Genomic DNA, 24,113 nt, shown 5'->3' with positions numbered 1-24,113 from the left:
AACTCCTCTTCCGCCTCCCCTGTTTTGGACACACTGCGGGAGTCGTTTCCGCCGGCCGTTGGCTAATGGATCATGCTTTTGCCGAACGCTTCCAATACCGGCGCAGTCCGACAGGCGCGAGTTCGGATTGGAAGGCTTTCAGAAATTTTTCCTCGGCTTCCAAGGTGCCGATGAGCAGCAGTTTTCCCTTGGCGGGAAGGATGAGATCCGGCTCGGGGTTCACGGTGCGCGCGCCATTGTTTTCCACGGCGATGATCGTGCAGCCGGTCTCCGTCCGTACGGCGCAATCGGCGAGGCGGCGGCCGGCCATCCTGCGGGGCACGGGGGATGGGAAGATGAAGACACCCTCAGCGAGCAGGAGGTTGTCGTCCTCGCGGATCATGTTGAAGATCGTGTTCGCGCCCATGGATGCGGAGGAGAGCACCAGGTTCGCCCCGGCGCGGTGGAGTGTCTGGACGTTCCGGTCCAGCGTGCAGCGGGAGATGATCTGGAAATTCTCGCGCAGCCTGCGGAAGAAGATGGTGAGGGAGATGTTCAGGTCATCATCGTGGCTGGTGATGATGATGGTGTCCGCTTCCCGCGTGCGCGCGGCCTTGAGCACGTCCATTTTCGTCGCATCCCCGACAACGGCTTCCGGGTGGTCCGTGACACGCGCGGGGAGCTTTTCAATGATCGTCGTGGAGAGGCCCGCTTCCTTGAGTATCTCGCTGGTGATCCGCCCGACGCGGCCTCCGCCAACGATGACGACGTGGGACTGCCCGCAAACCTTGAGACCGAAGGTGGCATCGTAGGCGGCGATCTGTCCGGCGGTGCCCGCGAGGACAAGCACCGTCTGGCGGCGGATGACCATCTCCGGTTCCGCGGTGGTCAGACGACCATGATCCCAGACGCCGATGACGTTGACGCCGGTGCGGGAACGGATGCCGCAGTTCGCGAGCGTGAGCCCTTCCAGTTCGGTACCCGCGGCATTCGCCTCGGCGATCTGGAGGCCGTCCATCTCGCCGATGACGTGTGCCTCGCAGTCCTTCCCGATGACCCGGCGGGCGAGCGCCTGTCCCATCGTCCGCTCCATGCGCAGGACATGGGTGGCGCCTGCGAGTTCCAGGACATCGCGCGAGTTGTCCGATGATGCGGAGGCGACGATGGGCACGTGCTCCGCCATTTCACGGGCGGTGAAGGTGATGTTCGTGTTGAGCACGTCCGACCGCGTCGCCACCAGCATGGCCGCCTGCGGAAGGCGCATTTTCCGGTAGGTTTCGGGGTCGTCCAGATCCCCGACCGCGACGGAGAGGCCCTGTTCGTAGAGTTCCAGTCCTTCGGTGATGTTCTGGCACAGCACGACATGGGGGTGTCCGTATTTTTCCAGCAAGGGGATGAGAGCCGCGGTGATGGGGTCGTAGTTGGTGAAAATGACATGGTTCCGCCTGTCCGCAGGCAGTTCACGGGGTGTGCGCGCGGATGCCTGTGCCTTCATCCACGGGGCATAGAAGAACTCGATGAAAGTGAAGGGGAGGATGACGAGCAGGAACATCACCCCCGTCATCAGCACGCAAATTGAGAAAAACCGCCCGAGGTCGCCATGAAACGTGATGTCGCCGAAGCCGAGGGTGGTCATCACCGTAAGAGTCCAATAGACGCCGGTGATCCAGCTGAAATGCTGGCCCTCGCGCTCCATCACGAGATGGAACAAGACGCTGTAGAGGATGACCAGGAACACCAGGAGCGAGATGAGCCGCAGCAGCGTCTTGAAATTCGAGCGGCTGCTCCGGTTTCCCATGAACGCGGCGATGACGGCGACCAGTGATTTCATTCTGTCGGGAAGAATACAGCGAATGTGGCGGAGGGCGAACGGGTTTTCGAACGGGAAATGGAAGCCCTTCGCGCGCGGGGGATGGCGCGGTCCTGTGCAAGAGAAGTGCAGCGAGATCCCTCCCCAAGGAGGTTCACGGGACCCGATGGCTCATTCCAACGAGCTGATCATCTCCGGCAGCAGGTGCGGCACGCGGGCGCAGAGGGTGGCACCGGATTCCATCAATTCCTTGCCGGTGCCGTAGCCCCAGAGCGCGCCGATGGCGGGCAGGTTGTTTTTGGTCGCGCCGATCATGTCGTGCTCGCGGTCTCCGATCATCACCGCCTCGGCGGGTGATATGCCCTGCTGAAGAAGGATGTGGGCGATGAGTTCCGCCTTGTCCGCACGGGTGCCGTCGAGTTCGCTGCCGTTCACGCTGGTGAAAAAGCGGTCGAGCTCGAAGTGGGTGATGATGCGTTTGGCATAGATCTCGGCCTTGGACGTGGCGACATGCAGGGTGTGGCCGAGTTGCCGGAGTTCGGCCAGGGTGTCAACGATCTCAGGGTAGACCTCGTTTTCAAAAATACCCGTCTCGCTGTAGCGTTCGCGGTATTTCGTGACGGTCGGATCGAACAGGTGGGGCTGGTCCGGACCGACGAGCTTCCTGAAACTCTCCAGGATCGGCGGGCCGATGCACCACAGCAGCGCGTCCGCCTCCGGGACAGTGAGCTGGTTTTCCGCAAGCGAGTGGCGGATGGAATTGATGATGCCGGGGCGTGAGTCGGTGAGGGTGCCGTCCAGGTCGAAGAGGATGTGCATGGAAGAAGTGAAAATGCCGGGTGATCAGTGGGAGAGATTGAGAGAGTTTGCCGGCTTTCAGTTTTCAGGGAAGGGAAGAGTGCGATGGCTTCATAGGTCTTATAGGTCGCATAGGTCCTATTTGTCCATCAGCCCGGTCTTCTCTGCCATCTACTCCGCAGGCACGTGGGGTTCGAAGGTCATGGCACGTTCGTGCTCGCGTGCTTTCGCCGCCTTGCGGGCCTGTTGGTGGAAGTGTTCCTGGACACGGAAGGCTTTCTGGCCCTTGCCGCGGACAATTCGCTGGGAGGTGCCGTCCGGCATGAGGCGGGAGGCCTGGGTGTTGTCCTGGAAGAAGGCCTCGAGGATCCGGACGAGGCGCCTTTTCAGGGCGGGCTCCTCGATGGGGATCATGAGTTCGACGCGTTTTTCGAGGTTGCGGGTCATCCAGTCGGCGGAGGCGATGTATACTTCCGGATTGCCGCCCTGGTGGAAGTAGAACAGGCGGGCGTGCTCGAGGAAGCGGTCGATGACCGAGATGACTTCGATGTTTTTGGAATACTTGGGATCGCCGGGCTTGAGACAGCAGATGCCGCGGATGTTGAGCTTGATCTCAACCCCGGCCTGGGAAGCCTTGTAGAGGGCGTTGATGATGTCCGGATCCTGCAGGGAGTTCACCTTGCCGATGATGCGGGCCGGGAGTCCCTGCTTGGCGCGCTCCGCTTCGCTGGCAATGAGGTCGAGCAGGGTGGGTTTCATCGCGGTCGGGGCCGGGACGAGACGCTGGAAGCGGAGGAGCTTGGAGCGGCCGGTGACGGCGTTGAAGAAGAGGGAGGCGTCGTTTCCATACTCCGGTTTGCAGGTGAGGTAGGAAAGGTCGGTGTAGAGACGGGACGTGGTCTCGTTGTAGTTTCCGGTGCCGAGGTGGGCGTAGCGCCGCAGGCGTCCGGCCTCGCGGCGGACGATGAGGCAGATTTTCGCGTGGGTTTTCAGTCCTTTCACGCCGTAGACGATCTGTGCTCCGGCGCGCTGGAGTTCGTCGGCGCGGTCGAGGTTGCGGGCTTCGTCGAAGCGGGCTTTCAGTTCGACCAGGGCGGTCACGTGCTTGCCGTTCTCCGCCGCCTTGATAAGGGCGTCGATGATGCGGGACTTCCTGGCGGTGCGGTAGAGGACCTGCTTGATCGCGATGACGTCGGGGTCCTCCGCCGCTTCTTCGATGAGACGGAGCACCGGTTCGAAGGATTCGTAAGGGTGGAAAAGCAGGACATCGTTCGAGGCGATGGTCTCGAACATGGATGCGCCGGGAGCGATGGCGGGGGAGTTCTGCGCCGGCCAATCGACATCCCTGAGGTGGTCGAAGCCGGGGAGGAAGGCCAGCTCCATGAACGAGGCTAGGCCGGGAGGGCCGTCCACACGGTAGATTTCCTGGGGGCCGCTGCCGGTGACGGCCTTGATGACACGGACGAGGTCGCGAGGGGCGTCCGAGCGGAGTTCGAGCCGGACGGTGTCCGCGAAGCGGCGGGCGGTGAGCACGTCCTCCATCTCGCCCGCGAGGTCGATGGCGTCCTCCTCCTGCACGGCGATGTCGCCATTCCGCGTGACGCGGAACGCGGTGGTGGAGATGACGTTCTCCCCGGGAAAAAGTTGTAAGGCCTGTGACGCGACGAGGTCTTCGATGAGAACGAAGGCATGGCCCTCGCCCTCCACCGAGACATGGATGCGGCGTCCCAACGCTTCGGGTATGGGAATAAGCGCGTAGCGGGTATTCTGGGTTTCCGGGTCCAGAAGACGGCAGGCGACGGTGATCTGAAGCGCGGGAACGACGGGAGGCGAAGAATCCGGGTCAACCGCGAGCGGGGTGAGCAGCGGAAAGATGAGATCTTCGAAGGCCGCCTCCACCTGGCCTGCCTGGCGCACGGTGAGCTGGCGGGGGTGCAGGGGTAGGATGCCTGCTTTTTCCATGGCGGGCACAAGGGTGCCGGTGAGCAGCGTGTATTGGTCCGCGCACATCTTGAGGATGCGCTGCCTGAGCACCGCGAGGTTCCGCGTGGGGGTGAGGCCGGAGGCGTCCGGTGTCTTGCGTCCGCTGCGGCGCATGAGCATGAGTCCCCCGATGCGGACCTGGAAGAACTCGTCCATGTTTGACGCGGTGATCGCGAGGAATTTCACGCGTTCCAGCAATGGCAGATCTTCGCGGAGGGCTTCGTTGAGGACGCGTTGGTTGAATTCCAGCCAGGAGAGTTCGCGGTTGAGATAGGGGGTGGACATGGGCAAATTCGAAATTTGGAAATGATAAGGGTCAGTTGTCCTCGTCGATGACGACCGCCAGGCCGAAGACCTGTTCGAAAATATCCGCCTTGGACGCCATGGCGAGGCGTTCCACGTCGGCATCGACAAGGCCCGGCAGCCGGATGCGGAGTTTTCCGGAGGCGATGCGGATTTCCAACTGGGCGATGCGCTGGGCGTGCGTGCGCTCGAGGGCGTCCGCCACACGGAGGAGCGCGGCCAGCTTGCAGACGCGGATGCGGTCGTCGGTGCTGAGCGCGGCGTAGCTCGGGTGGTCCAGCCGGGGGCCCGAGTGCCGGTGGTAGCGGGCGACGAGCGCGACAATGGTGACGTCCAACCGGTCGAGTCCGAAGATTTCCGAGTTGAGGATGATATACTCCGAGTGTTTGTGGTGGGCGCGCGGGCTGATATAGGTGCCGACCTCGTGCAGGATCGCGGAGACCTGAAGCAGCAGGGCGTCGTGCTCGGTGAGTTGGTGAAGGTCCCGCAGGGATTCGAAAAAACGCGCACAGAGATTGCCGACGTGTTCGCCGTGGCTGGGATCGGACTGGTAGCGTTCCGCGAGGATCCGGGAGGAACGCAGCACCTCGTCCGCGAAGGCCCCGGTGAGTTCCTGGGTGACGAGGAGGTCGTGGAGCAGGCCTTGCTCGTATTCGCTCGTGGGGATGTGGACCTCGTCGAGTTTCAAGGTTTCCGCGACGGCGAGGTTGATTTCCAGCGCCGGAATGAGGGCGTCCGCGGTCTGGTAGTCGAGCTGGAAACGTTTCATCAGCTCCACGTCGCTCAGGTTCGCCGCCTCCGCGGTGAACTGGCGCATGGCTTTCGTGGGGCAGGATTGGAGGGCCTTCGTGAGAGGGACGGAGACGGACTGGATTTCGTAGCCGATGAGGATGAGGCCGTCCACCTCCACGTCCGAGAAATCGAAGCGGATCTGGGCGAGATTTCCGTAGGCGTGCTCGCGGATGACCCGGAGCATCGCGCTTCCCTCCGCGTGGGTGCCCTCCACCGCCTCGCGCGTGCGGTGGGTGCCCATGCGGTAGCTGGTGTAGCGGGTGATGCGGCCGTTCTGGAACAACAGGGCGCGCGTGTTCCCGGGGCCGACGTGGAGGACGAGCGTGGTGTCCTTCTGCATGGCGGGCAGGCTGGACAGGCGGCGGCGGGTTTTCAGGTAGATGAGTCGGGTCATCTCGCCGTCGTCGATGGTGCCGACCTTCAATCCGCAGGCGATGCGGATGCGGTTCATGACGGTCTCGTGGTTCGCCGCCTCGCTGAGGATGTTCGTCGCCACTGCCCGTGTGACGGCGTGGGGGTCGAGACCCATCTCGGCGAGGGATTCCTGATAACCCTTGATGATCGAGACGATGCGTTCGGTGGTGGAGGCGCTGACATTCCCGCTGCGGAAAATGTCGCCCGCGAGAGGAACGGGCTGTTCGAGGAAATCCACCGGAGTGAGCGTGCCGTCCGCCTCCTTTCCCGCGACCATCATGGAGACCGAACTCGCCCCGATGTGTAGGGCTGTGAAAAGATTGTCCGCGATCAGTGCGTTTCTCTCAGGTGGGACGGAGTTCGGCATCGCCCTAAGACAACGCGCAATCGGCCCGGGTTCAATCTCCAAAATGTGGTAAAACCGTGACGGACCCGTCACGGGACCAGTCGGGACTTGTCATGTGGCTTTTTGAGGGTGATAACAACCTCCATGCCTGTAATTGGAGCGTTGGAACGATATGGAGTGAGGCCCGGCACGAGACTGGACCTCCAGAAGGTCGATAGCAGCGAAAAATCCCTTTACCTCGGGGCGAACAAGTCGGAGAGCGAGATGCAGTTGGACGAGCTCCAGGTGCAGCTCCAGGGGCTCCAGAAAAAGCTCTACGCGCAGAACAAGCACCGCATCCTGGTGGTGATGCAGGCGATGGATACGGGGGGCAAGGATGGCTGCATCAAGGACGTCTTTTCAAGAATCGACCCGCAGGGCATCCACGTGTGTTCTTTCAAGAAGCCGAGCGAGGAGGAGCTGGCGCATGATTTCCTGTGGCGGGTGCATGCCAAGGTGCCGTCCACCGGGCAGCTTGTGATTTTCAACCGCAGCCACTACGAGGACATCATCGCGGTGAGGGTGAAGAAGATCTACCCGGAACAGGTGTGGAAACGCCGCCAGCGCCATGTGGTGGAATTCGAGCGCATGCTGGCGGAGGAGGGGACCACGATCGTGAAAATTTTCCTGCATATCTCCAAGGACGAGCAGAAGAAGCGCCTGCAGGCCCGCCTGGACAATCCGGCGAAGCACTGGAAGATCCACCCGGACGATCTGGTGGACCGCGCGCGCTGGGACGATTTCATGGGCGCCTACGAGGACATCATCACCGAGACCTCCACGGAATACGCGCCATGGTATGTGGTTCCGGCGGACCGCAAGTGGTACCGGAACCTCTGCGTGGCCCGCATCATGCTGGATACGTTGAAGAAGCTGAACATGGAGTTCCCTCCGATCAACTGGGACCCCGCGACGGTAAGGATCCAGGATTGAGAGTGCCGCCCTGCGGCCGGGAGTGAGAGAAGCGACAGCAAGGTCGCTTCACTTCGAATAGACGCGGTGTGAATTCCAAGATGTCGTTTATTTCACCAGATCAGATGACCCGCGACCAGAGGACCTTGAGGTAGCGGGATTCCGGGTAGTTCGAGAGGGTGGGATGGTCGGGGCCGGCTCCGGTGCGGTCGAACATCTGCATGCGCTTGTCGCGGCGGTGGGCCGCGCCGATGACGATGCGCTCGAATTCACCGGCTCCAAGCATGCCGGAGCAGGAGCAGGTCACGTAAAGTCCTTCCGGTGCGACGAGCTGGAGGGCGAGCTTGTTGAGGTCCGCGTATTTGGCGGTGCCGATCTCGTCTTCGCGGCCGTGGATGAACTTCGGCGGATCGGCGATGACGAGGTCCCAGGTGCGGCCGTTTTCGATCATGGTCCGGGCCCAGGTGAATGCATCGGCGTGGGTGTGTCTCACCTTCACGTTGTTGAGGTTCGCATTGCGCTTGGCCATGGCGATGGCGGTCTCGTCCAGGTCCACGCCGGTGACTTCCTCCGCACCCGCGAGGGCTGCGGAGATACCGAAGCCGCCGGTGTAGCAGCAGAGGTCCAGCACCGTGCGGCCTGCCGCGAGCGCGCCGAATTTCCGGCGGTTGTCGCGCTGGTCGCAGAAGAAGCCGGTCTTGTGACCCGCGGAGAAATCGACCTCGTAGCGGATGCCGTGCTCGCGGATTTTTACCGAGCGCACGTTGTCGGATTCCACGCCGCCACGGTGCGGGATGCCTTCCACGCGGGCGAGATCCTGGTCGACACCCACGACGACGCGTTTGGTATCGAAGCATTCATGCAGCAGAGGCAGCCATTTCGGCAGGCGCTGCCATGCGGCGAGGTTGGTGATTTCCACGGAAAGAACATCGCCGAACTTGTCCGCCACGATGCCGGGCATGAAGTCCGCGTCGCCGTGGATGGCGCGGTAGCTGTCCGTCTCGCCGTCCAGCCTGAGCATGTCGCGGCGCAGCTTGGCGGCGCGCCGGATGGCGTTTTCGAAGAATGTTTCGTCGTCGATTTCGTCGAGCGAGTGGCTGACGACGCGTAGCGGCATGCGGGATTTCGGGTTCCAAAGTCCCCAGCCGAAGGGCGTGCCTTCCTTGCCCAAGACGAGTACGAATGATCCCGGAGTCGCGTCACGGGAGACCTCGCCGATCATTTTCGGCCAGATCGAGGGATGGAACGTTTGATACTTGAGTTGGACAGTCGGCACGGCGGAAATACGAAGCAGACGGGGGGAAATGTCGATTGATTTTAAATCCGGGGGGACTGGTCCTGTGGAAAAGGGAAGGGGGACCACGGAATACGTGAAAGACAAGGAAGGCAGGAATTGGAGAGATTTCTCGGAAAGATGAGGACCGGATGCTGCCTTTTCATTTTTCGTGGATCTTGCCGTCATTCACCTTTTCTCCGGTTTGTGAGGAGGACGGAGGCGGGATCTTTTCACCAGGATTTGATGTCGTCGCTGGTCCCCGGTTTTTGATCGGGCCCGTCGCTCCAAACCGCAACTCTCCGGTTGTCCACAACTTCTCCGTTCACCTCGATTTTTCCGTCTTCATCGAGATCCAAGCGGATTCTGAAGGGGCCACCCCATACATCGCGGAGACTCTTCACACTAAGGCGATCCGCACTGAAGGTGATGCCGCTTTTTTCCGGCTCCATGAATGAGAGAAACCTGATTTCCTTCGGATTCAGAATGTTTTCGTATGCCATCAGGGTTTCCAGCACTGTGGTGTCCTTGTCGGATACGAAGGTTGTGTCGGTGGCGCCATTGGCCGGCATTCTGCCATATTCCTCCACAAAAGCATCCACGGTGGATTCCAGCGACGTGGCATGGGCTTGGGTGATTGAGATTTGGTAGCCTCTCATCAGATTCGCATTGAATTTCATGGAGGCGACGAGGACCACCGGAATTGCGATTGAGAAAACGTAACCCATGATCAGGCCGTTCTCCGCGCGTCCACGGCCCTTGATGGAGTCACCGGATTCCCTGATTCGTGCGATGGCCATGTGGCTGATGACGATGGCGGGAATCCCTGTGACGGGACCAAGGATGAGACTGAAGATCCCGAGGGCCAAGGCCGTCGTTGCCAGCCCGCTCGTGCCTGCCGCATCATCCGGTGATCGGGGTGGCTGATTTTCCATGGCGTGATGATTTTCTCCATGGTCTGGAGGGAAAAAGCCGATCCGGCCAGATCATTCCGCTCATTTCAGGGGAGACCGCCAGCAAGCTCAGTCTTTTTTCACAAAGCAGGTTTGCCACGCCGCCGCATTTAGGGAACGGTCCGCCTTCATGAAAATGCACCGCATCCTCGCCGAGGCCGCCTCGACCATCGCAAAGTCCGTCTTCCGCGAGCACAAGGTCCTCGATCACGAGCTCGCCACCGCCTTTGAGGAGAATCCGAAGTGGGGCAAGCGGGATCGTGCTTTCATCGCCGAGACGGTGTTCGAGGTCGCCCGTTGGCGGCGTGCCCTCGGCTTTCTTGTGGATAGCGAGGAAACCACCGCCCTCTGCGCCGCGCAGTGGGTCCGGATGGGGTATGAGATTCCCGAGTGGTGGACTTACAACGGCAGATCCGCGGAAGAGATCAAGGCACGCGAGGCGGAGCTGGCGGACCAACCGCGCGCCGTGCGTGAGTCGATCCCGGACTGGATCGATGAACTGGGCGTCGCGGAATTGGGCGACGCCTGGGATGCGGAGCTTGCCGCGCTGAACCAGCGCGCGTCGGTGTTCCTCCGGGTAAACACGCTCCGCACCACGCGACCCGCCGCCATCGAGTGGCTGGCCGGTTTCAACATCACCGCCACCGAGGTTCCCGGGTTGCCGGACGCGTTGGTACTCGCTCCGGGGAAAGCCCTGCCGAAATCCCTGCGGTTGGACGGCAGGGTGGAGATCCAGGACGCGGGTTCCCAAACCATCGCGCCGCTGGTGGATCCCCAGCCGGGCGAGCGCGTCATCGACGCCTGTTCCGGTGCGGGTGGGAAATCGCTTCATCTTGCCGCCCTCATGAAGGCGGATGGCCGGGTGTTCGGCATGGACATCGATTCAAAAAAACTCGCTGAACTCGACCGCCGCGCCAAGCGTGCGAACGCCAACAAGTGTGTGAAGTCCAAGGAAATCGTCGCCACCACCACCACCGATTTCGCGGAGGTCGCGGACCGTCTGCTGATCGACGCGCCATGCTCGGGCCTCGGCACGCTCAAGCGCCAGCCGGATCTCAAGTGGCGTCTCAAGCCCGCCCAGCTCGACCGCCTGCGCGGCATCCAGGCGGAGCTGCTGGACAAATACCCCGCGATGCTGAAGCCGGGCGGACGTCTGGTGTATGCGACGTGCTCGATCCTGCCCTCGGAGAACCGGGCGGTGATCGACAGGCTTCTGGCAAAGGGTGGTTTCACCTTGCTGGAGGAAAAGCCGGTGTCGCCTTCCGCCACCGGGTTTGACGGATTCTACGCGGCGTCGTTGCAAAAGAACCCGGCTTGAACCATTCATTGAACGACCCGCTTCCAAAATGATGAAACCCATTTCAGCCGCAACCCTGGTCATCCTCCCGTTGATGTTTTCCGCCTGCTGCTCCAATGCCAGACCGAGATTTTGGAAGGTGCGCGACGGTTCGGCGGGTGGACTTGCTTATACGGTGGATACCATAGGTGTTCCCACCGGTTCCCTCCAGCCTCCCGACATCCGTTACGTGGATGGAGCCGGTAAATATGTCGATGTCCGCAAACCCAAGGTGGTTCGCGAGATCACGGAGCAGGAGTGGAAGACCGCGACTTCCGGCGCCCGCTACTCGCTCTTCTACTGTGGCCTGAGGCGCGCCTGCTGGGCAAAGACCAGAGAACGGTAACCAGAGGGGGAATGGAATGCCCGGTTGGCCGCCTGGCTCGCACAAGGGCGTCACCCTTGTGGGTGATGCCGGAACCGCTCCTCAAACCAATCGAATGTCCTTACCGCCGCCTCACAAGCGGAGATCCGTTCTTCCGGCTGGGTCACCCTTGTTTCCAGCCATTCAATGAAGCTTTTCCACGCCGTGATCGTGTCGTCACCGTAAGCCTCGTAAAAGCGGCCCGCGCCGCCGGGAAACCCTTTGCCCGATTTCGACAGGTGGAGGCCTCCGAGCGTGGACCCCTCGACGACATACAAACACCCCGCGACGCCTGCCAGGGAATCCGGAATTTGAAAAGTGCTGCCGGCATCCACTCCGGCGTCCCTGCCGAGGGTTGAGAGATCCTCCCGCAGCCAGCCGGTTTTCGAAAAACGGAAGTCACCCAGTTCGTCGACAATGTCACGATGGTCCTCCCGCATCTTGTTTTCGAAATGGGAGAAAAAATCATGGTAGATGCCGAGCAGCTTCGCATAGGAGGTTTCCGAGAGGGTTCCTCCGGCGAGGCCCTTGACCGGTTCCGTTTCGTCGAGACGGCGGTGTGCCTCCGACGTGTGATCTTTGAGCGTGTCCCGGGTGAGTCCCATGGCGGGAGTTACGCCGGATTCCGGTCCGCATCAAGCCGATATGAGGTGCGATAAAGAACAGTTGTTGCGGCTTGGGGGTTGTGCTTCCTTTCAGCTGTTAATGAATATCGAGAGCAACGCAATTCCACCGTGGCAGTCCGGCCCTTACAGTATCAAGAGACACGGCGTCACTATCTCCAATTGCGACAGCGAACCTGTCCAGACACCGGGGTGCATCCAGTCACGCGGTGTGATGGCGGTGGTGCGTTACGAGGATCTGACCATCGTCCAAGTGAGCGAGAATGTCGTGGATCACTTCGCGTTGCGTCCGGAATCCGTTTTGGACAAGCCCGTGGCCTCGCTCATCGGGGTGGAAGGAGAGAATGCCTTGCTCGGCTTCACCCGCAGGGAGTCGATCGAACGGAACCCGCTCTATTTCATCACCCTCCCGGTGATGGATTCCGGCTCCTATGATCTGCTGGTGCACCGGCAGGGGGACTTGCTGATAGTGGAATTCGAACCGGCTGCGGATGCCGCGGAGGCATTTCCCGATTACTATGGCATGGTGAAGACATCGGTGTCGCGTCTTCAAAACGCTCAAACGGTGGGTGAATTCTGCGGCATCGTCGCGGAAGAGGTGCGGAGGCTGACCGGTATCGACCGTGCGATGGTCTATCACTTCCATCCGGATTTCCATGGCGAGGTGGTGGCGGAAAGCAAGAGGAAGGACCTTTCTCCCTGGCTGGGACTGCATTACCCGGCGGAGGATATTCCCAAACCCGCCCGCGACATTTTTAAGAAAATATGGGTGCGCCCGCTTCCCGATGCCGCGTCGCCGGTGGTCGAAATGGTGCCGCTGACGAATCCGGACACCGGCAAGCCGCTCGACATGACCCACTGCGCGTTGCGTGGAGCGTCCGTCATGTACACGGAATACCTCGCGAACATGGGGGTCGCCGCGTCGTTGACGATGTCCCTGATGGTCGACGGGGAGTTATGGGGACTCATCGCCTGCCAGCATGAGACACCGAAGGTTTTTCCCCACCAGATGCGTGCCGCCTGCGAGTTCCTCGCTCAGGTGACCTCGCTGCAATTGCGGTCGGTGGAGCAGCGGGAATCGTTCGAATACCGGTTGCGGATCGAGGAAATCCAGAACCGCGTCATCACGAACGCCTCCCAGGAATCGAGCCTCGTCCCGTTGACGGATTCAACACCGAATCTCCTGGACCCGATGGATGCCGCCGGTGTCGCGGTGTTCCATGGCGGCCGCTGGTGGCGGCTTGGTAGTACCCCCGCCGAGACCGAACTGGATGGCCTGAAAGACTGGCTGGGCGAACGTCCCGAGTTCTCATCCTCGGCCAGGCCGGTTTATGCGACGGATTCGCTGGTCCGCGATTACCCGCCTGCGGAATCATTCGCGGACGTCGGCAGCGGCCTGCTGGCCATCCCGCTTTCACGCCAGAAGAACGCCTATGTGCTCTGGTTCCGTCCGGAAACCATCCAGACGGTGAACTGGGGGGGGAATCCCCATGACAAGCCCGTCGTCACCGGTCCCCATGGTCCGAGGCTCACCCCGCGCAGGTCGTTCGAGATCTTCACGGAGTCCGTCAAGAACCGGTCGGCGAACTGGAAGCGGGTGGAGATCGACTCCGCGCTGCGTTTCCGCATGCTCATCATGGAACTCGTCGTCTCCCGTGCCGAGCAGATCAGCGAACTCAACGAGAGCCTCATGAGGACGAATGAGGAGCTGGACGCATTCGCCTATGTGGCCAGCCACGACCTCAAGGAACCGCTCCGGGGCATCTCGAAATACGCCCATCAACTGATGGAAAGCGGCCAGATGGAGGAGACCGAACGCAGGGCGAAGCTGGAAAGCGTGCAGCGGCTGGCCGTCCGGATGGATTCGCTGCTGGACGCGCTGCTGCATTTTTCCCGCGTCGGCCGGTCCACGATCGCCGTTTACGGCGTCGATCTGAACGAGGTGCTGGACGAGGCGCTGGAAATGGTCAGCGCTCGCCGCCAGGAGATTCCCACCGAGGTAAAAGTTCCCCGTGCGCTGCCGACCATTCCGTGCGATAGAATGAGGATTCGCGAGATTTTCGTGAACCTGCTTTCGAACGCGATGAAGTATAACGACAAACCACGGCGCGAGATCGAAATCGGTTTCAGCGAAATGGAGGACGGGATCACCGCCTTCCATGTGGCTGACAACGGGATCGGCATCGAACCCCGGCACCATGCGGTCGTGTTCAAGATATTCAAGCGCCTGCACGGCACCGACGCCTTCGGAGGAGGCTCCGGCGCCGGTCTGGCGATCGTCCACCGGTTGGTTTCCCAACACCGTGGAAATGTATGGGTTGAATCAACTCCAGGAAGTGGTACCAAGTTCTCGTTCACCCTCTCGGATGTCCCCTTCCCATGAATGCCACCAGCACTTCCCACAGCTATCTTCTCGTTCTGGAGGATTCGGACGAAGACTTCGACACCGTCATGAGGGCGGCACGTGAGGCGAATCTGCCTTACGAGATCCGCCGTGCCGCGACGGGCGATGAATGCGTCCGTTCGCTTACGGAGCCGCCGCAAGGATGCCCCGAGAGGCCCCTGCTGGTCATCCTGGACCTGAACACCCCGCAAGGGGACGGAAGGCAGGCCCTCCAGATCCTCCGGAAGGACAAACGGTTCAAGACCCTGCCGATCGTCATTCTGAGTTCCTCCGGAAATCCCCAGGATCTCGACTTCTGCTATGGGGAGGGAGCCAATGCCTATCATACGAAGCCGGTCCATTATCCCGCCCACCTTCAAACCCTGCGCCAGATTTTCGACTACTGGCTGGAAGGGGTCGTCCTACCTGCCGCCCCCTGAATCGCAATGGAACCCGAAAAACCTTTTCACATCGTTTTGGTGGAGGATTCTCCGGACGACAGCGCCGATACCCGGAGGATGCTGCTGCTGGGTTCCATGCAGCGTCTGAAGTTCACCGAGGCGCGCACGGGACGCGAGGGGCTGGCCATCATTTCCGGTCTTGAAGAGCCGCCGGACTGCATCCTTCTGGATTTCTGTCTGCCGGATATGAACGCCATCGAGATCATCACCGCGCTGCGGGATGGCAGGGAGCTGACACCTTGCCCGGTCCTGGTGCTGACCGGCTCCGTCACAGGCGGGCAGAACGTGATCCGTGCGGGTGCCCAGGACTACCTTGGCAAGGGCTGGGCCACGCCGGAGGTGCTGACCCGGGCGGTGCAGAACGCGGTGGAGCGCTATAGCCTCGGCAGGGAACGCATGATCGCGATGGAGCAGCTCCGTGAGACGAGCGACCGGCTCACACTTGGCCTGGAGGTATCCGGATTCACCCTCGCACACGTCGATTATGTCGAGGGCCTGACCCATCTTTCCGCGGAGGCCGCCCGGATGTATGGCATCGGCGAGACAGAGATGACGGTTTCCAGGGAAGCGGTGCACGCCACCCTGCACCCTGACGACCGGAAGGAGTTTTCTGAAAAAATCGAAGAGTCATTGAACCCGCAGGGTACGGGCTATTTCGAAATGGAACACCGGGTGGTCGCCGCCGATGGCCGGGTGCGGTGGCTGCGGGTTCACAAGAGGGTCTTTTTCGCAGGGAACGGCGCGTCGGCCCATGCGGTCCGCTCGATCCTGGCCGCCTTGGACATCACTGACAAGAAAACCGCGGAAATCAAGCTGGCGGAAACGTCGAAGCGGAAGGACGAGTTTCTGGCGATGCTCGCGCATGAGCTGAGAAACCCCCTCGCTCCGCTGCTTACCGGTATGGAATTGCTGCTCTCCTCGCCAGGGGATGGGAATCTCATCGCCAAGGTGGGCGGCATGATGAAGAGGCAGGTGGGCCAGATGTCTCATCTGATCGACGATCTGTTGGACGTCTCGCGGATCACCACGGGCAAGATCGAGCTGCAGAAGACGAGGGTTCCGCTGGTTTTGTTGATTTCAGAGGCGGTGGAATCCGTGCAGCCGTTGTTGGATCAATTCCAGCACGAGCTCGTACAAGGGGTTATCGATCCCGGTCTTGAAGTGATTGCGGACAGGCACCGTCTCACCCAGATCATTTCCAACCTGCTTTCAAACGCCGCGAAATACACTCCCTCAGGGGGAAGGATCTCCGTGGAAGTGGAGGCCACCCCGCACGGCACCGTCGTAATCACGGTTGCCGACAACGGGAACGGGATCACGCCCGAACTCCAGGAGCGGATTTTCGACCTCTTCGACCAAGGGACCAATGGTGCGAAGGACGGCCTCGGGATCGGACTCACGGTGGTGAGGTCGCTGGTCGAGATGCATGGCGGAACCATCGCCGTCAGAAGCCCGGGCAAGGGACTGGGGAGCACTTTCACGGTAGAGATCCCATCCGGTGCGGTGATCGGAGAACCCGCCGCACCGGCGGGCGAGTCTTACATGCTGTCTGATCGCGGGATCAGGGTGGTCGTGGCCGATGACAGTCCATCCGTAGCCGACATCATGGGGTTGTTTTTCAAGATGGAGGGGATGGAATGCAAGGTGGCTTATGACGGGGAACAGGCGGTCGAGGCCACGGCGGAGCTCAATCCCCACATCGCTTTCCTGGATCTTGGAATGCCCCGTGTGGACGGATACGAAGCGGCGAAAAGAATCCGGATCGGCAATCCGCAGACCTACCTTGTCGCGCTCAGTGGCTGGGGGAGTGAGGACGACCGGCGCAAGACCACGGAAGCGGGGTTTGACGAGCACATGGTGAAGCCCGCGACGCCCCAGGATCTGCGCCAGCTCGTCGCCAGGGTGACGGAAGTACACCATGCGACGCTCCAGACGCCGTGATGCGGTGCCTCACGCGAGTTCCATCAGGGCGTAGTCGCCGAGCGGATCGGAGCCTGTGGCGATGTCCTGCCAGCCGTGTTTCGAATAAAAGCCACGCGCCGCCGAGTTCGCGGTGAGACATTTCAACCGGTAGGGCAGGGGCAGCCACGGATGAAGGCTCCGCAGCAGTGATGTTCCGATTCCCTCGCCCTGCCGTTCCTTCACCACATAGAGATGGTGGACGAATCCATCCGCCTCCCACACGGAGATGAATCCCAGTATCCGTTCATCCGCGTCATGGGCGAGGTAGATCACCTCACCGGTGGTCTGGATGGAGAAATCCTCCAAGGCGAACGACGAGGGATCGCACCAATCGAACGTTTCCCTGCGGACGGACAGGAAGATTCGTGCGAGTTCCGGGTGATCTGATGCGGTGGCGCGGCGGATCTGGATCATGAGTCTGCGGGGAAAGGTGTCAGGAAGCCAAGGGGCTGTGATGAACATCCGCTTTTGGAAGGACGAAACGACCGCCGGAATGCATGAAATGTTCCACCTTCGTGCGGGAAAGGTCACTTCGCACCGCCATCGTCCTCAGGCCGGTGGATGCAGCCCGCCCAGACCCACCAGATCATTCCGAACTGGAGCAGCAGGCGGAAATTGAGGATCCATTGGGGAACCGGACTTCCGTTCACGATCAGGCCATCCATCGCAATCTGGATGTTCGCGGGGTAGATCGCGATGAGCGTGGCGATGAGCCACCAGCCTGAAAGTCTTCGCAGCTTGGGTATCAGAACCCCGATGCCACCGGCGCTTTCCGCCACTCCGCTGAGGTAGATCAACGGCAGATGCCACGGGAGCCAGGGCGGCATGATGGGGAGATAATACTCCGGCCAGATGAAGTGGCAGATACCGGCGATGGTGAAGAAGACTCCGAGTATCCAACGGGACGCCGGAGTGGCCAGCCAGCCGCTGCCTTTGGGAAGTTTCATGGCAGATTCGCCAACCACTCGCGGAGGGTCGTGAGGTTCGCGGGTTTGACCAGATGGCGGTTGAATCCGGCGGCGATGGCCCGCTTCACGTCCTCATCACTTCCATAGCCGCTGACGGCGACGATGAACGTGCCGGCCATGGACGACATGGAGCGCAGGCGGCGGGCGATTTCATAGCCGTCCATCTCCGGCAGGCCGATGTCCAGCAGCACCACCTCCGGCAGGAAATCCCCGGCGGCGGCAAGTGCGTCAGGGCCGTTGTAGGCGATGTATGTGGTGTGGCCGCGCATGCCTTGCAGCATGGCCATCGTGTCCGCGGAGTCGCGGTTGTCATCCACGATGAGGATTCTCCTGGGAATGTCGGAGGACGAGGCGGGGGCAGGGGATTTCACCCGATTCCGCGAAGCCTCCAGCACCGGCAGGCTGACGACGAACTCGCTGCCGCGGTCGGGGCCTTCGCTGAAGGCTTCCACCGTGCCGCCGTGGAGTTCCACCAGACGCCGCACCAGCGTCAATCCGATGCCCAGCCCGCCGGACGCGCGGTCCAGCGAGCGGGTCGCCTGCACGAAGAGGTCGAAGATATGCGGCAGCAGCTCCGGAGCGATGCCCATGCCTTCGTCGCGGACCCTGATCACCACTTGGGCGGACTTTTCCCAGTCGGCGGGAACCAGTTCGGTGAGGATCGAAATATTCGACCCCGGCGGGCTGTATTTCGAGGCATTCGTGAGCAGGTTGCCGAAAACCTGGTCGAGCCGGGTGGCGTCCGCCTCGAGGAAGACCGGTTCCTCCGGCAGGGTGAGTGTGAACCGCTGGTTGCGGGCTTCCATGCCGGGACGGGCAAGGCTGGCGGCGGCATTGAGCACGGTTTCCAGCTCCACCTTTTCCATCCGCAACTCGATCTTCCCTTGCGTGATGCGCGAGACGTCCAGCAGGTCGTCGATCATCTGGCTCATGTTCTCGATCTGCCGCGTCATGATGCCGTGGGCCGTGGAGTGTGCGGGGGTTCCCGGTGCCGAGGTTTGAAGCACTTCGCAAGCATTGCGCAACGGGGCGAGCGGATTCCGCAGTTCGTGGGCGAGCATGGCGAGGAATTCATCCTTGCTGCGGTCCGCGCGGGCGAGTTGCTCCGCACGGGCGACGAGCGAGGCCTCCAGCTCGTGGCGGTCCGTCACATCCCGGGAAACGACGAGCAGGCGCGAGGTCGTGCCCGTGTCATCGTGGATCGGGGAGATCGCCACGTCCCACCATCTGGGTTTCCCCCGCCTGTCGTGGAAGAATCCGCGGAACTTGCCCTCTCCGGTGCGCTTCGCGGACTCCACCGCCGCAAACGCGAAGTCCCGGTAGATGCCTTTCCAGAAGTCGATCCACGAGGTGTTCAAAAAAGGACCGATGTCCTCGATGCCGGGCATTGTGCGGCCGGTGCGTGTCGAGAGCAGGTTTCCCTCCAAGTCCAGGATCTCGATGCAATCGGGGCTGCTGTCGATGATGCTGCGGTTGAAGCTTTCGCTCTCCCGCAGCGCCTGGTCCGTTTTCTTCCGCTCGGTGACATTATTGAAAAGGGCGGCCACCCTGCGGCTGCCTTCGCCGCCGACCCGGAAAGCATATACGTCGAACCAGCGCCCATCCAGGCCCTTGGCCTCGTTTTCAAAACGCACCGGCTCGCCGGTGGAGGCGACCCTGCCATAGATCTCGAACCAATACTCCTCATGGTCGGGAGAGAATTCACTGACCCGCCTTCCGACAGAATCATGGAGTCCTGTCTGGACTTCGAAGGATGGATTCACCTCAAGGATCAGGTAATCATACGGTTTTCCCGTCTCATCATAAATCATCTCGATGACGCAGAATCCCTCGTCGATGGAATCGAACAATGTCCGGTAGCGGATCTCGCTCAGTCGGAGGGCTTCTTCCGCCCGCAGCCTTTCCAGGCGCTCCCAGAGCCGGGTGGTGATCTCCCGTATCAGTTTGAGCTCGTCCTTCCGCCAGTTCCACGGCCGGGAGTGGTAGATGCTGAGATGGAAACGCCAGATGCCGTTCTGGGTCATCGGGACGTTGACGAAGGAGCGTATTCCGAGTTTCGCAAGTCTCGCAGCATCGGTCCTCGGGTCGGTTTCCGTGTCACTGACGACGAACAGTTCTCCCGCCCGCCCGGCCTCGAGGTATTCCTGCGTCAGATATTCCGAGATACGGTACAAGCCGATGAGGCTTGCCTGTTCCCCGAGATACCAGTCATGGGTGACGGTCGCCTCATCCGCCGCCTCGTCGATCTCGACGAAGGCACACCGCGAGAGTTGGAAATGCGCGGCGATTTTCGACGATATCGTCGCGATCATCTCATCGACTTCCGTCAGGTTCGCGAGGTCCTGGCTGATCTCCGCGAGGAAGGTCAGGTTCAGTTCCGCCTGCTTGCGAGGGGTGATGTCGGCGGCCGCGCCGAACCATGCGGTGATCTCGCCCCGGTCGTCGAAGATGGGAACCGCCTTCGAATAGGTCCACCCCACCGTGCCGTCCACCCGGTTCACGCGGTGCTCCAGCTCGAACACGCTTTTCGTCCGGATCGCCTTCTGGATGAAACCCATGACCATTTCCTGGTCGCCCGCATACACGTTGTCGTTGAACCAGGTGGTGCTTGGCGAGTAGGCGTCGAGGAGAAAATTCCGTCCGTCCAGCTCGGCCATCACCGTCCAGTCGGCGTTGAGCCGGTAGACGACGTCGGAGGTCGCCTCCACATAGGCCCTGAGAAGCTTTTCGCTCATCCCGGTGGTGTCCTGTCCCGTGGTGTCCGCGCCGAAGAGGACGCCTGTGAGACGGAGCCGGGCTTTTTCTGAATCTTGATTCATTGGGAAGAATGCGGCTGAGGATGACACGGGCCTGCGGTTCACACAGTAAAACCGCTTCAGTAAATCCGGGAAGTTAAAATGTCAGGGGGGCGTGCGGGGAGACTCCTGTTCAAACCCTCCCGGCCTTGCGGGGGAGCCTGACGAGAAACACGGTTTCCTCCTCCCCTGAACCGACCGAGATGGTACCGCCGTGGGCGGTGGCAACCTCACGGGCGATGTAGAGCCCGAGCCCGATGCTGCCGACGGGTCTGGAGAGGTTTTCATCCCCGCTGCGGCGCATGGGGTCGAAGATGATGGTGAAGGAGTCCCGTGGGATGGGATTTCCCTGGTTGCGGACATGGAAGACGACTTCGTCAGCGCTGCCGTCGATGTACAGCCCGATCGGGGTGTCCGGGGAGCCGTGCTGCACGGCGTTGCCCAGCAGGTTCGAGATGAGCTGCCTCAGACGGGATGGGTCCCACTCGCCCTCGCAGGAGCCTTTGGTTTCAAAGTCGAAAACACGCGTGGGATGGATGGTCCTGAGTTCCTCGATGACCTCCCGGCCGAGTTGCCCGAGGTCCATCGGCTGGCGTTGGAGGGTCATCTTCGCGCCGAGTCTTGTACTGGTGAAATCGAGCAGATCCTTGGTCATCCGCTCCATCGCCTTCACGGAGACAGTGATCTGGGATGCCATCTGCAGGGCCATGCCGTTGAGGTCTCCGTGCTCCTCCAGCATTCCGGCCAACATGGACACCGCGCTCAGCGGCGATCTCAGATCGTGACCAAGGATGCCGAGGAACACATCCCGCGAATGATTGATGCGACCGGTGTAACTGAGAACGGATTCGGCCAGAAGCTGGTCGATCGCTTCGTTGAACCTCGTCATGTCTTCGAGTTTTTCCCCGACGTCCACGGCGGGCTCCAAGCTCCACAGATGGAGGACGCTCGCACGCAGAGCGCGGAATTCAGAAACCAGCGCCCGCAGGTCGAAGCCGGACTCCACCCGGCTCAACGCATGGCGGGTGGAGGAGAGGTCCACCGAAGCGCTGCCAGCGGAAGCATCTCCGTCACCCAGGGATTTTTTCCGCCGCTGGAGTTCGGACTGCGGCGTCTGGATGTCCGCCGCCACGGCGCGGAGCATTTCATCCGCATGGTCTCTCAGGATTTCGATCTCCGGCACGTCACCCGGCCAGATTTCACGGGCGAAATCCTCCCATTCCTGAAGAATGCGCTCCATGTTCCGGGGTATGAATTCAAACAGTCGCATTATCTGGGATTAGCACAATTTATCCGGAAATGCGACGGAAAATCGATGGGGCGAGAAGGGAAGTTAAGCGTTGTCCCGGGATAAATTGGCGGTATTTTTTGCGAATGGAAACGCTCCGCCGGTTGAGACATCATTCCACGAAAAATCCCGCAGCCGGACGAGCCAGCGGCGGGATTTGAAGAATCGCATCAACCGGGGATCTCAGTATTTCTGAGCGCGGCTGTGTTGGAAGTAACCCTCGGCACCGAGTTCAGGCGGGAACTCGGAGAGTCCGTCGCTTGGGTTCATTTCGATACGGTTGTCTTCACCGCAACGCTCATAAGGTGGCTTGAAGGTACCACGATAGGTTGGGCAGGTGAAGGTGAAGAGTTCGTAGAAACCATAACCGAGACGGCGGAGCGCGCGGCTTGTTCCATCAACCGTTCCGTAGGTGGCACCGGCCTTGCGACCGTATTGCTCGTCCTTGCGCACCATTTGTTCCGGGATTTCCATGAATCCGTAAACAATGTTGCTGAAGGCACGGCCAAGCTTGCGAGTGGACGTGTAGGTGGAACCAGGAGGTGCTTGGATGTCGGCGACAACGACGCCGCTGAGGAGGGCGAAGGTGCTAGCGATGACGAGGAGTTTTTTCATGCTGCGAGGAGGGTATGTAATCAGGATCGGGGTTGGCAACGGTTTTTTCAGGAATCGTCGCTATTTTATAGTTCGAAACTGAGCACCCGGATGATGCCCGGCGTGGCTCTCAGGGTTTCAAGGAGTTCCGCCGATGGCTCGGTGTCCACTTCGATGACGGTGACAGCCTTCTTGTTCGGAAGGTCGCGGCTGAGGGCCATGTTCGCGATGTTGACCGACGCGCCGCCGAGCGAGGTGCCGATCGTGCCGACGATGCCGGGGCGGTCGTCGTTTTCCACGAAGAGGAATTTTCCGGTGGGGTTCACTTCCACGTAGTGTCCGGCGATGTGGACGATACGGGCGGATTTTCCGAAGAAGGTGCCGGCGACGGTGCAGACCTCTTCACCCTTGATGGCGGAAACCTCGATGAGTTCGGTGCAGTTGGTGGCGAGGGCGGCGGTGGACTCGCTGACGCGGAGACCATGGGCTTTCGCGATGGCCGGGGCGTTCACGAGGTTCACCTGTGCCTCGTGGTGGGCGGCGGCGAGGTAGCCGGTGAGCACCTTGCGGGTGATGAGTTCGGTATCCAGTTCGGAAACGGGGCCGAGGTAGGAGACGCGGATGGCGTCGCACTGCGCGGGAGCGATCTTCGAGAGAAGCTTGCCGAGGGAGTCGGCGAGGTCGAGGTAGGGGCCGACGCTTTCGAGGGTGCGGCTGTCGAGGTTCGGCATGTTCACCGCGTTCACGATGGCGCCGGTGGTGAGGAAGTTCTTCACCTGGTGGGCGACTTCGATGCCGACGTTTTCCTGGGCTTCCGCGGTGGAGGCTCCGAGGTGTGGGGTGAAGACGGCTTTTTTCGCGCCGAAGAGAGGGAAGTCGGCGGGTGGCGGCTCGACCTCGTAAACATCCAGCGCGATGCCGCCGAGGTGGCCGGCGTCGAGGGACTCCTTGACGGCAACCTCATCGACGAGGCCGCCGCGGGCGCAGTTCACGACGAGCGCGCCCTTGTTGAGAAGCTTGATGCGGTCCGCGTTGATGATGTGCTGGGTCTCCGGGGTGAGCGGGACGTGGAGGGTGACCAGGTCCGCGCCGGCGAGGGCGATGTCCGGAGTTTCCGCGAGCTCGACCTTGAGCGACTGGGCGCGGGCGGCGGTGAGGAAGGGGTCATAGGCGACGACGGTGATGCCGAAGGCCTGCGCGCGCTTGGCGAACTCGGTGCCGATGCGGCCCATGCCGAGGATGGCGAGGCGCTTGCCGAACATTTCCACGCCTTGCAGGGTCTTGCGGTCCCAGCGGCCGGAGATCATCGAGGTGTGCGCCTGGCCGACGTTGCGGGCGAGGGCGAGCATGAGGGCGAAGGCGTGCTCGGCGGTGGAGATGGTGTTGCCGCTGGGCGTGTTCATCACGACCACACCGTGGTCGGTGGCGGCGGAGCGGTCGATGTTGTCCACGCCGACACCGGCGCGACCGATCGCTTTCAGGTTTTTCGCCGCGGCGAAGACGGCGGGAGTCACCTTCGTTTCGGAACGGACGACGAGACCATGATAGTCGCCGATGATTTTAAGAAGTTCGTCCGGTTTGAGACCGGTGTTTACGTCCACAGAAATTTCGGGAGAGGAACGGAGTGCTTCCACACCTTTTTCCGAAATGGGGTCAGAAACCAACACGCGATAGGTTGACATAGGAGGGGGGAGTTACCTCAGCGTTTGCAAGCTGGCAAGGGTTTGCGTCTTAAAA

Annotated in this window: 19 protein-coding genes; 6 read left to right on the top strand and 13 right to left on the bottom strand. The window is 61.3% G+C overall.

Translation table 11 applies throughout. The features are described 5' to 3' along the window. Positions 1–70: 70 nt before the first annotated feature. From JIN84_RS22420 to JIN84_RS22405, 4 genes are all read right to left on the bottom strand, one after another. A complete protein-coding gene (locus JIN84_RS22420; RefSeq protein ID WP_200353338.1) occupies positions 71–1,810 on the bottom strand; it encodes a potassium channel family protein in 1,740 nt (579 codons plus the stop codon). 150 nt (positions 1,811–1,960) lie between these two features. Further along, complete coding sequence (locus JIN84_RS22415) at positions 1,961–2,608, bottom strand: HAD hydrolase-like protein (protein WP_200353337.1); 648 nt, start codon at positions 2,606–2,608, stop codon at positions 1,961–1,963. Between the two features lie 150 nt (positions 2,609–2,758). Beyond that, positions 2,759–4,855, bottom strand: coding sequence for a polyphosphate kinase 1 (ppk1, locus tag JIN84_RS22410; protein ID WP_200353336.1), 2,097 nt, complete (start codon positions 4,853–4,855; stop codon positions 2,759–2,761). Between the two features lie 31 nt (positions 4,856–4,886). Further along, positions 4,887–6,359 (bottom strand): Ppx/GppA phosphatase family protein, encoded by a 1,473-nt coding sequence (locus tag JIN84_RS22405; protein WP_200353335.1) that lies wholly within the window; start codon positions 6,357–6,359, stop codon positions 4,887–4,889. 210 nt (positions 6,360–6,569) lie between these two features. Between JIN84_RS22405 and JIN84_RS22400 the strand changes: the two genes are divergently transcribed. Next, positions 6,570–7,397, top strand: a complete 828-nt coding sequence (locus JIN84_RS22400; RefSeq protein WP_200353334.1) for a PPK2 family polyphosphate kinase — start codon at positions 6,570–6,572, stop codon at positions 7,395–7,397. Between the two features lie 100 nt (positions 7,398–7,497). Here the strand turns inward: JIN84_RS22400 and JIN84_RS22395 are convergent, their stop codons facing one another. Continuing rightward, positions 7,498–8,652, bottom strand: coding sequence for a class I SAM-dependent rRNA methyltransferase (locus JIN84_RS22395; RefSeq protein WP_200353333.1), 1,155 nt, complete (start codon positions 8,650–8,652; stop codon positions 7,498–7,500). A gap of 230 nt (positions 8,653–8,882) precedes the next feature. Then, on the bottom strand, positions 8,883–9,584 hold the full coding sequence (locus JIN84_RS22390) for a DUF4190 domain-containing protein (RefSeq protein ID WP_200353332.1): 702 nt from the start codon (positions 9,582–9,584) through the stop codon (positions 8,883–8,885). 148 nt (positions 9,585–9,732) lie between these two features. On the opposite strand from JIN84_RS22390, the gene JIN84_RS22385 reads away from it, so the two are divergent. Together JIN84_RS22385 and JIN84_RS22380 are read left to right on the top strand one after the other, a co-directional pair. Next, positions 9,733–10,920 (top strand): RsmB/NOP family class I SAM-dependent RNA methyltransferase, encoded by a 1,188-nt coding sequence (locus JIN84_RS22385; RefSeq protein ID WP_200353331.1) that lies wholly within the window; start codon positions 9,733–9,735, stop codon positions 10,918–10,920. Positions 10,921–10,951: 31 nt separating this feature from the next. Next, positions 10,952–11,284: a hypothetical protein gene (locus JIN84_RS22380; protein ID WP_200353330.1), complete on the top strand. Its 333-nt coding sequence runs from the start codon at positions 10,952–10,954 to the stop codon at positions 11,282–11,284. 50 nt (positions 11,285–11,334) lie between these two features. Here JIN84_RS22380 and JIN84_RS22375 read toward each other — a convergent pair whose 3' ends face one another. Next, positions 11,335–11,907, bottom strand: coding sequence for a biliverdin-producing heme oxygenase (locus tag JIN84_RS22375; protein WP_200353329.1), 573 nt, complete (start codon positions 11,905–11,907; stop codon positions 11,335–11,337). A 100-nt stretch (positions 11,908–12,007) separates the two neighbouring features. Here JIN84_RS22375 and JIN84_RS22370 point away from each other — a divergent pair, with 100 nt between their 5' ends. Genes JIN84_RS22370 through JIN84_RS22360 form a run of 3 tightly spaced genes read left to right on the top strand, consistent with a single transcriptional unit; the run spans position 12,008 to position 16,710 of the window. Next, complete coding sequence (locus tag JIN84_RS22370) at positions 12,008–14,308, top strand: ATP-binding protein (protein WP_200353328.1); 2,301 nt, start codon at positions 12,008–12,010, stop codon at positions 14,306–14,308. Continuing rightward, positions 14,305–14,748, top strand: a complete 444-nt coding sequence (locus JIN84_RS22365) for a response regulator (RefSeq protein WP_200353327.1) — start codon at positions 14,305–14,307, stop codon at positions 14,746–14,748. Before JIN84_RS22370 ends, JIN84_RS22365 begins: the two co-directional genes overlap by 4 nt. Positions 14,749–14,754: 6 nt before the next feature. Continuing rightward, positions 14,755–16,710 (top strand): hybrid sensor histidine kinase/response regulator, encoded by a 1,956-nt coding sequence (locus JIN84_RS22360; protein ID WP_200353326.1) that lies wholly within the window; start codon positions 14,755–14,757, stop codon positions 16,708–16,710. A gap of 9 nt (positions 16,711–16,719) precedes the next feature. Here JIN84_RS22360 and JIN84_RS22355 read toward each other — a convergent pair whose 3' ends face one another. From JIN84_RS22355 to serA, 6 genes are all read right to left on the bottom strand, one after another. Further along, positions 16,720–17,145 carry a GNAT family N-acetyltransferase gene (locus JIN84_RS22355; RefSeq protein WP_200353325.1) on the bottom strand — a complete coding sequence of 142 codons (426 nt, stop codon included), beginning with the start codon at positions 17,143–17,145 and terminating at the stop codon, positions 16,720–16,722. Positions 17,146–17,258: 113 nt separating this feature from the next. Beyond that, positions 17,259–17,678, bottom strand: coding sequence for a DoxX family protein (locus JIN84_RS22350; protein ID WP_200353324.1), 420 nt, complete (start codon positions 17,676–17,678; stop codon positions 17,259–17,261). Continuing rightward, a complete protein-coding gene (locus JIN84_RS22345) occupies positions 17,675–20,518 on the bottom strand; it encodes an ATP-binding protein (RefSeq protein WP_200353323.1) in 2,844 nt (947 codons plus the stop codon). Before JIN84_RS22345 ends, JIN84_RS22350 begins: the two co-directional genes overlap by 4 nt. A 109-nt stretch (positions 20,519–20,627) precedes the next feature. Beyond that, positions 20,628–21,734: a sensor histidine kinase gene (locus tag JIN84_RS22340; protein WP_200353322.1), complete on the bottom strand. Its 1,107-nt coding sequence runs from the start codon at positions 21,732–21,734 to the stop codon at positions 20,628–20,630. Positions 21,735–21,965: 231 nt separating this feature from the next. Further along, complete coding sequence (locus JIN84_RS22335) at positions 21,966–22,397, bottom strand: exosortase system-associated protein, TIGR04073 family (RefSeq protein WP_200353321.1); 432 nt, start codon at positions 22,395–22,397, stop codon at positions 21,966–21,968. A gap of 65 nt (positions 22,398–22,462) precedes the next feature. Further along, entirely contained in the window at positions 22,463–24,058 is a 1,596-nt protein-coding gene (serA, locus tag JIN84_RS22330; RefSeq protein WP_200353320.1) for a phosphoglycerate dehydrogenase, read from the bottom strand. Positions 24,059–24,113 lie beyond the last annotated feature (55 nt).

Source organism: Luteolibacter yonseiensis (genome assembly GCF_016595465.1).
GTDB lineage: Bacteria > Verrucomicrobiota > Verrucomicrobiia > Verrucomicrobiales > Akkermansiaceae > Luteolibacter > Luteolibacter yonseiensis.
The sequence above is the reverse complement of the archived record's forward strand: the minus strand, read 5'-3'. Positions and strand labels throughout refer to the sequence as shown.

What these genes read in the sequence shown, in the direction of transcription:
- JIN84_RS22345 (WP_200353323.1), bottom strand. Translation starts at nt 20,518, where the DNA reads ATGAATCAAGATTCAGAAAAAGCCCGGCTCCGTCTCACAGGCGTCCTC.
- JIN84_RS22360 (WP_200353326.1), top strand. Translation starts at nt 14,755, where the DNA reads ATGGAACCCGAAAAACCTTTTCACATCGTTTTGGTGGAGGATTCTCCG.
- JIN84_RS22385 (WP_200353331.1), top strand. Translation starts at nt 9,733, where the DNA reads ATGAAAATGCACCGCATCCTCGCCGAGGCCGCCTCGACCATCGCAAAG.
- ppk1 (WP_200353336.1), bottom strand. Translation starts at nt 4,855, where the DNA reads ATGTCCACCCCCTATCTCAACCGCGAACTCTCCTGGCTGGAATTCAAC.
- JIN84_RS22405 (WP_200353335.1), bottom strand. Translation starts at nt 6,359, where the DNA reads ATGATGGTCGCGGGAAAGGAGGCGGACGGCACGCTCACTCCGGTGGAT.
- JIN84_RS22415 (WP_200353337.1), bottom strand. Translation starts at nt 2,608, where the DNA reads ATGCACATCCTCTTCGACCTGGACGGCACCCTCACCGACTCACGCCCC.
- JIN84_RS22370 (WP_200353328.1), top strand. Translation starts at nt 12,008, where the DNA reads ATGAATATCGAGAGCAACGCAATTCCACCGTGGCAGTCCGGCCCTTAC.
- JIN84_RS22340 (WP_200353322.1), bottom strand. Translation starts at nt 21,734, where the DNA reads ATGGAGCGCATTCTTCAGGAATGGGAGGATTTCGCCCGTGAAATCTGG.
- JIN84_RS22365 (WP_200353327.1), top strand. Translation starts at nt 14,305, where the DNA reads ATGAATGCCACCAGCACTTCCCACAGCTATCTTCTCGTTCTGGAGGAT.
- JIN84_RS22375 (WP_200353329.1), bottom strand. Translation starts at nt 11,907, where the DNA reads ATGGGACTCACCCGGGACACGCTCAAAGATCACACGTCGGAGGCACAC.
- JIN84_RS22350 (WP_200353324.1), bottom strand. Translation starts at nt 17,678, where the DNA reads ATGAAACTTCCCAAAGGCAGCGGCTGGCTGGCCACTCCGGCGTCCCGT.
- JIN84_RS22355 (WP_200353325.1), bottom strand. Translation starts at nt 17,145, where the DNA reads ATGATCCAGATCCGCCGCGCCACCGCATCAGATCACCCGGAACTCGCA.
- JIN84_RS22380 (WP_200353330.1), top strand. Translation starts at nt 10,952, where the DNA reads ATGAAACCCATTTCAGCCGCAACCCTGGTCATCCTCCCGTTGATGTTT.
- serA (WP_200353320.1), bottom strand. Translation starts at nt 24,058, where the DNA reads ATGTCAACCTATCGCGTGTTGGTTTCTGACCCCATTTCGGAAAAAGGT.
- JIN84_RS22390 (WP_200353332.1), bottom strand. Translation starts at nt 9,584, where the DNA reads ATGGAAAATCAGCCACCCCGATCACCGGATGATGCGGCAGGCACGAGC.
- JIN84_RS22335 (WP_200353321.1), bottom strand. Translation starts at nt 22,397, where the DNA reads ATGAAAAAACTCCTCGTCATCGCTAGCACCTTCGCCCTCCTCAGCGGC.
- JIN84_RS22400 (WP_200353334.1), top strand. Translation starts at nt 6,570, where the DNA reads ATGCCTGTAATTGGAGCGTTGGAACGATATGGAGTGAGGCCCGGCACG.
- JIN84_RS22420 (WP_200353338.1), bottom strand. Translation starts at nt 1,810, where the DNA reads ATGAAATCACTGGTCGCCGTCATCGCCGCGTTCATGGGAAACCGGAGC.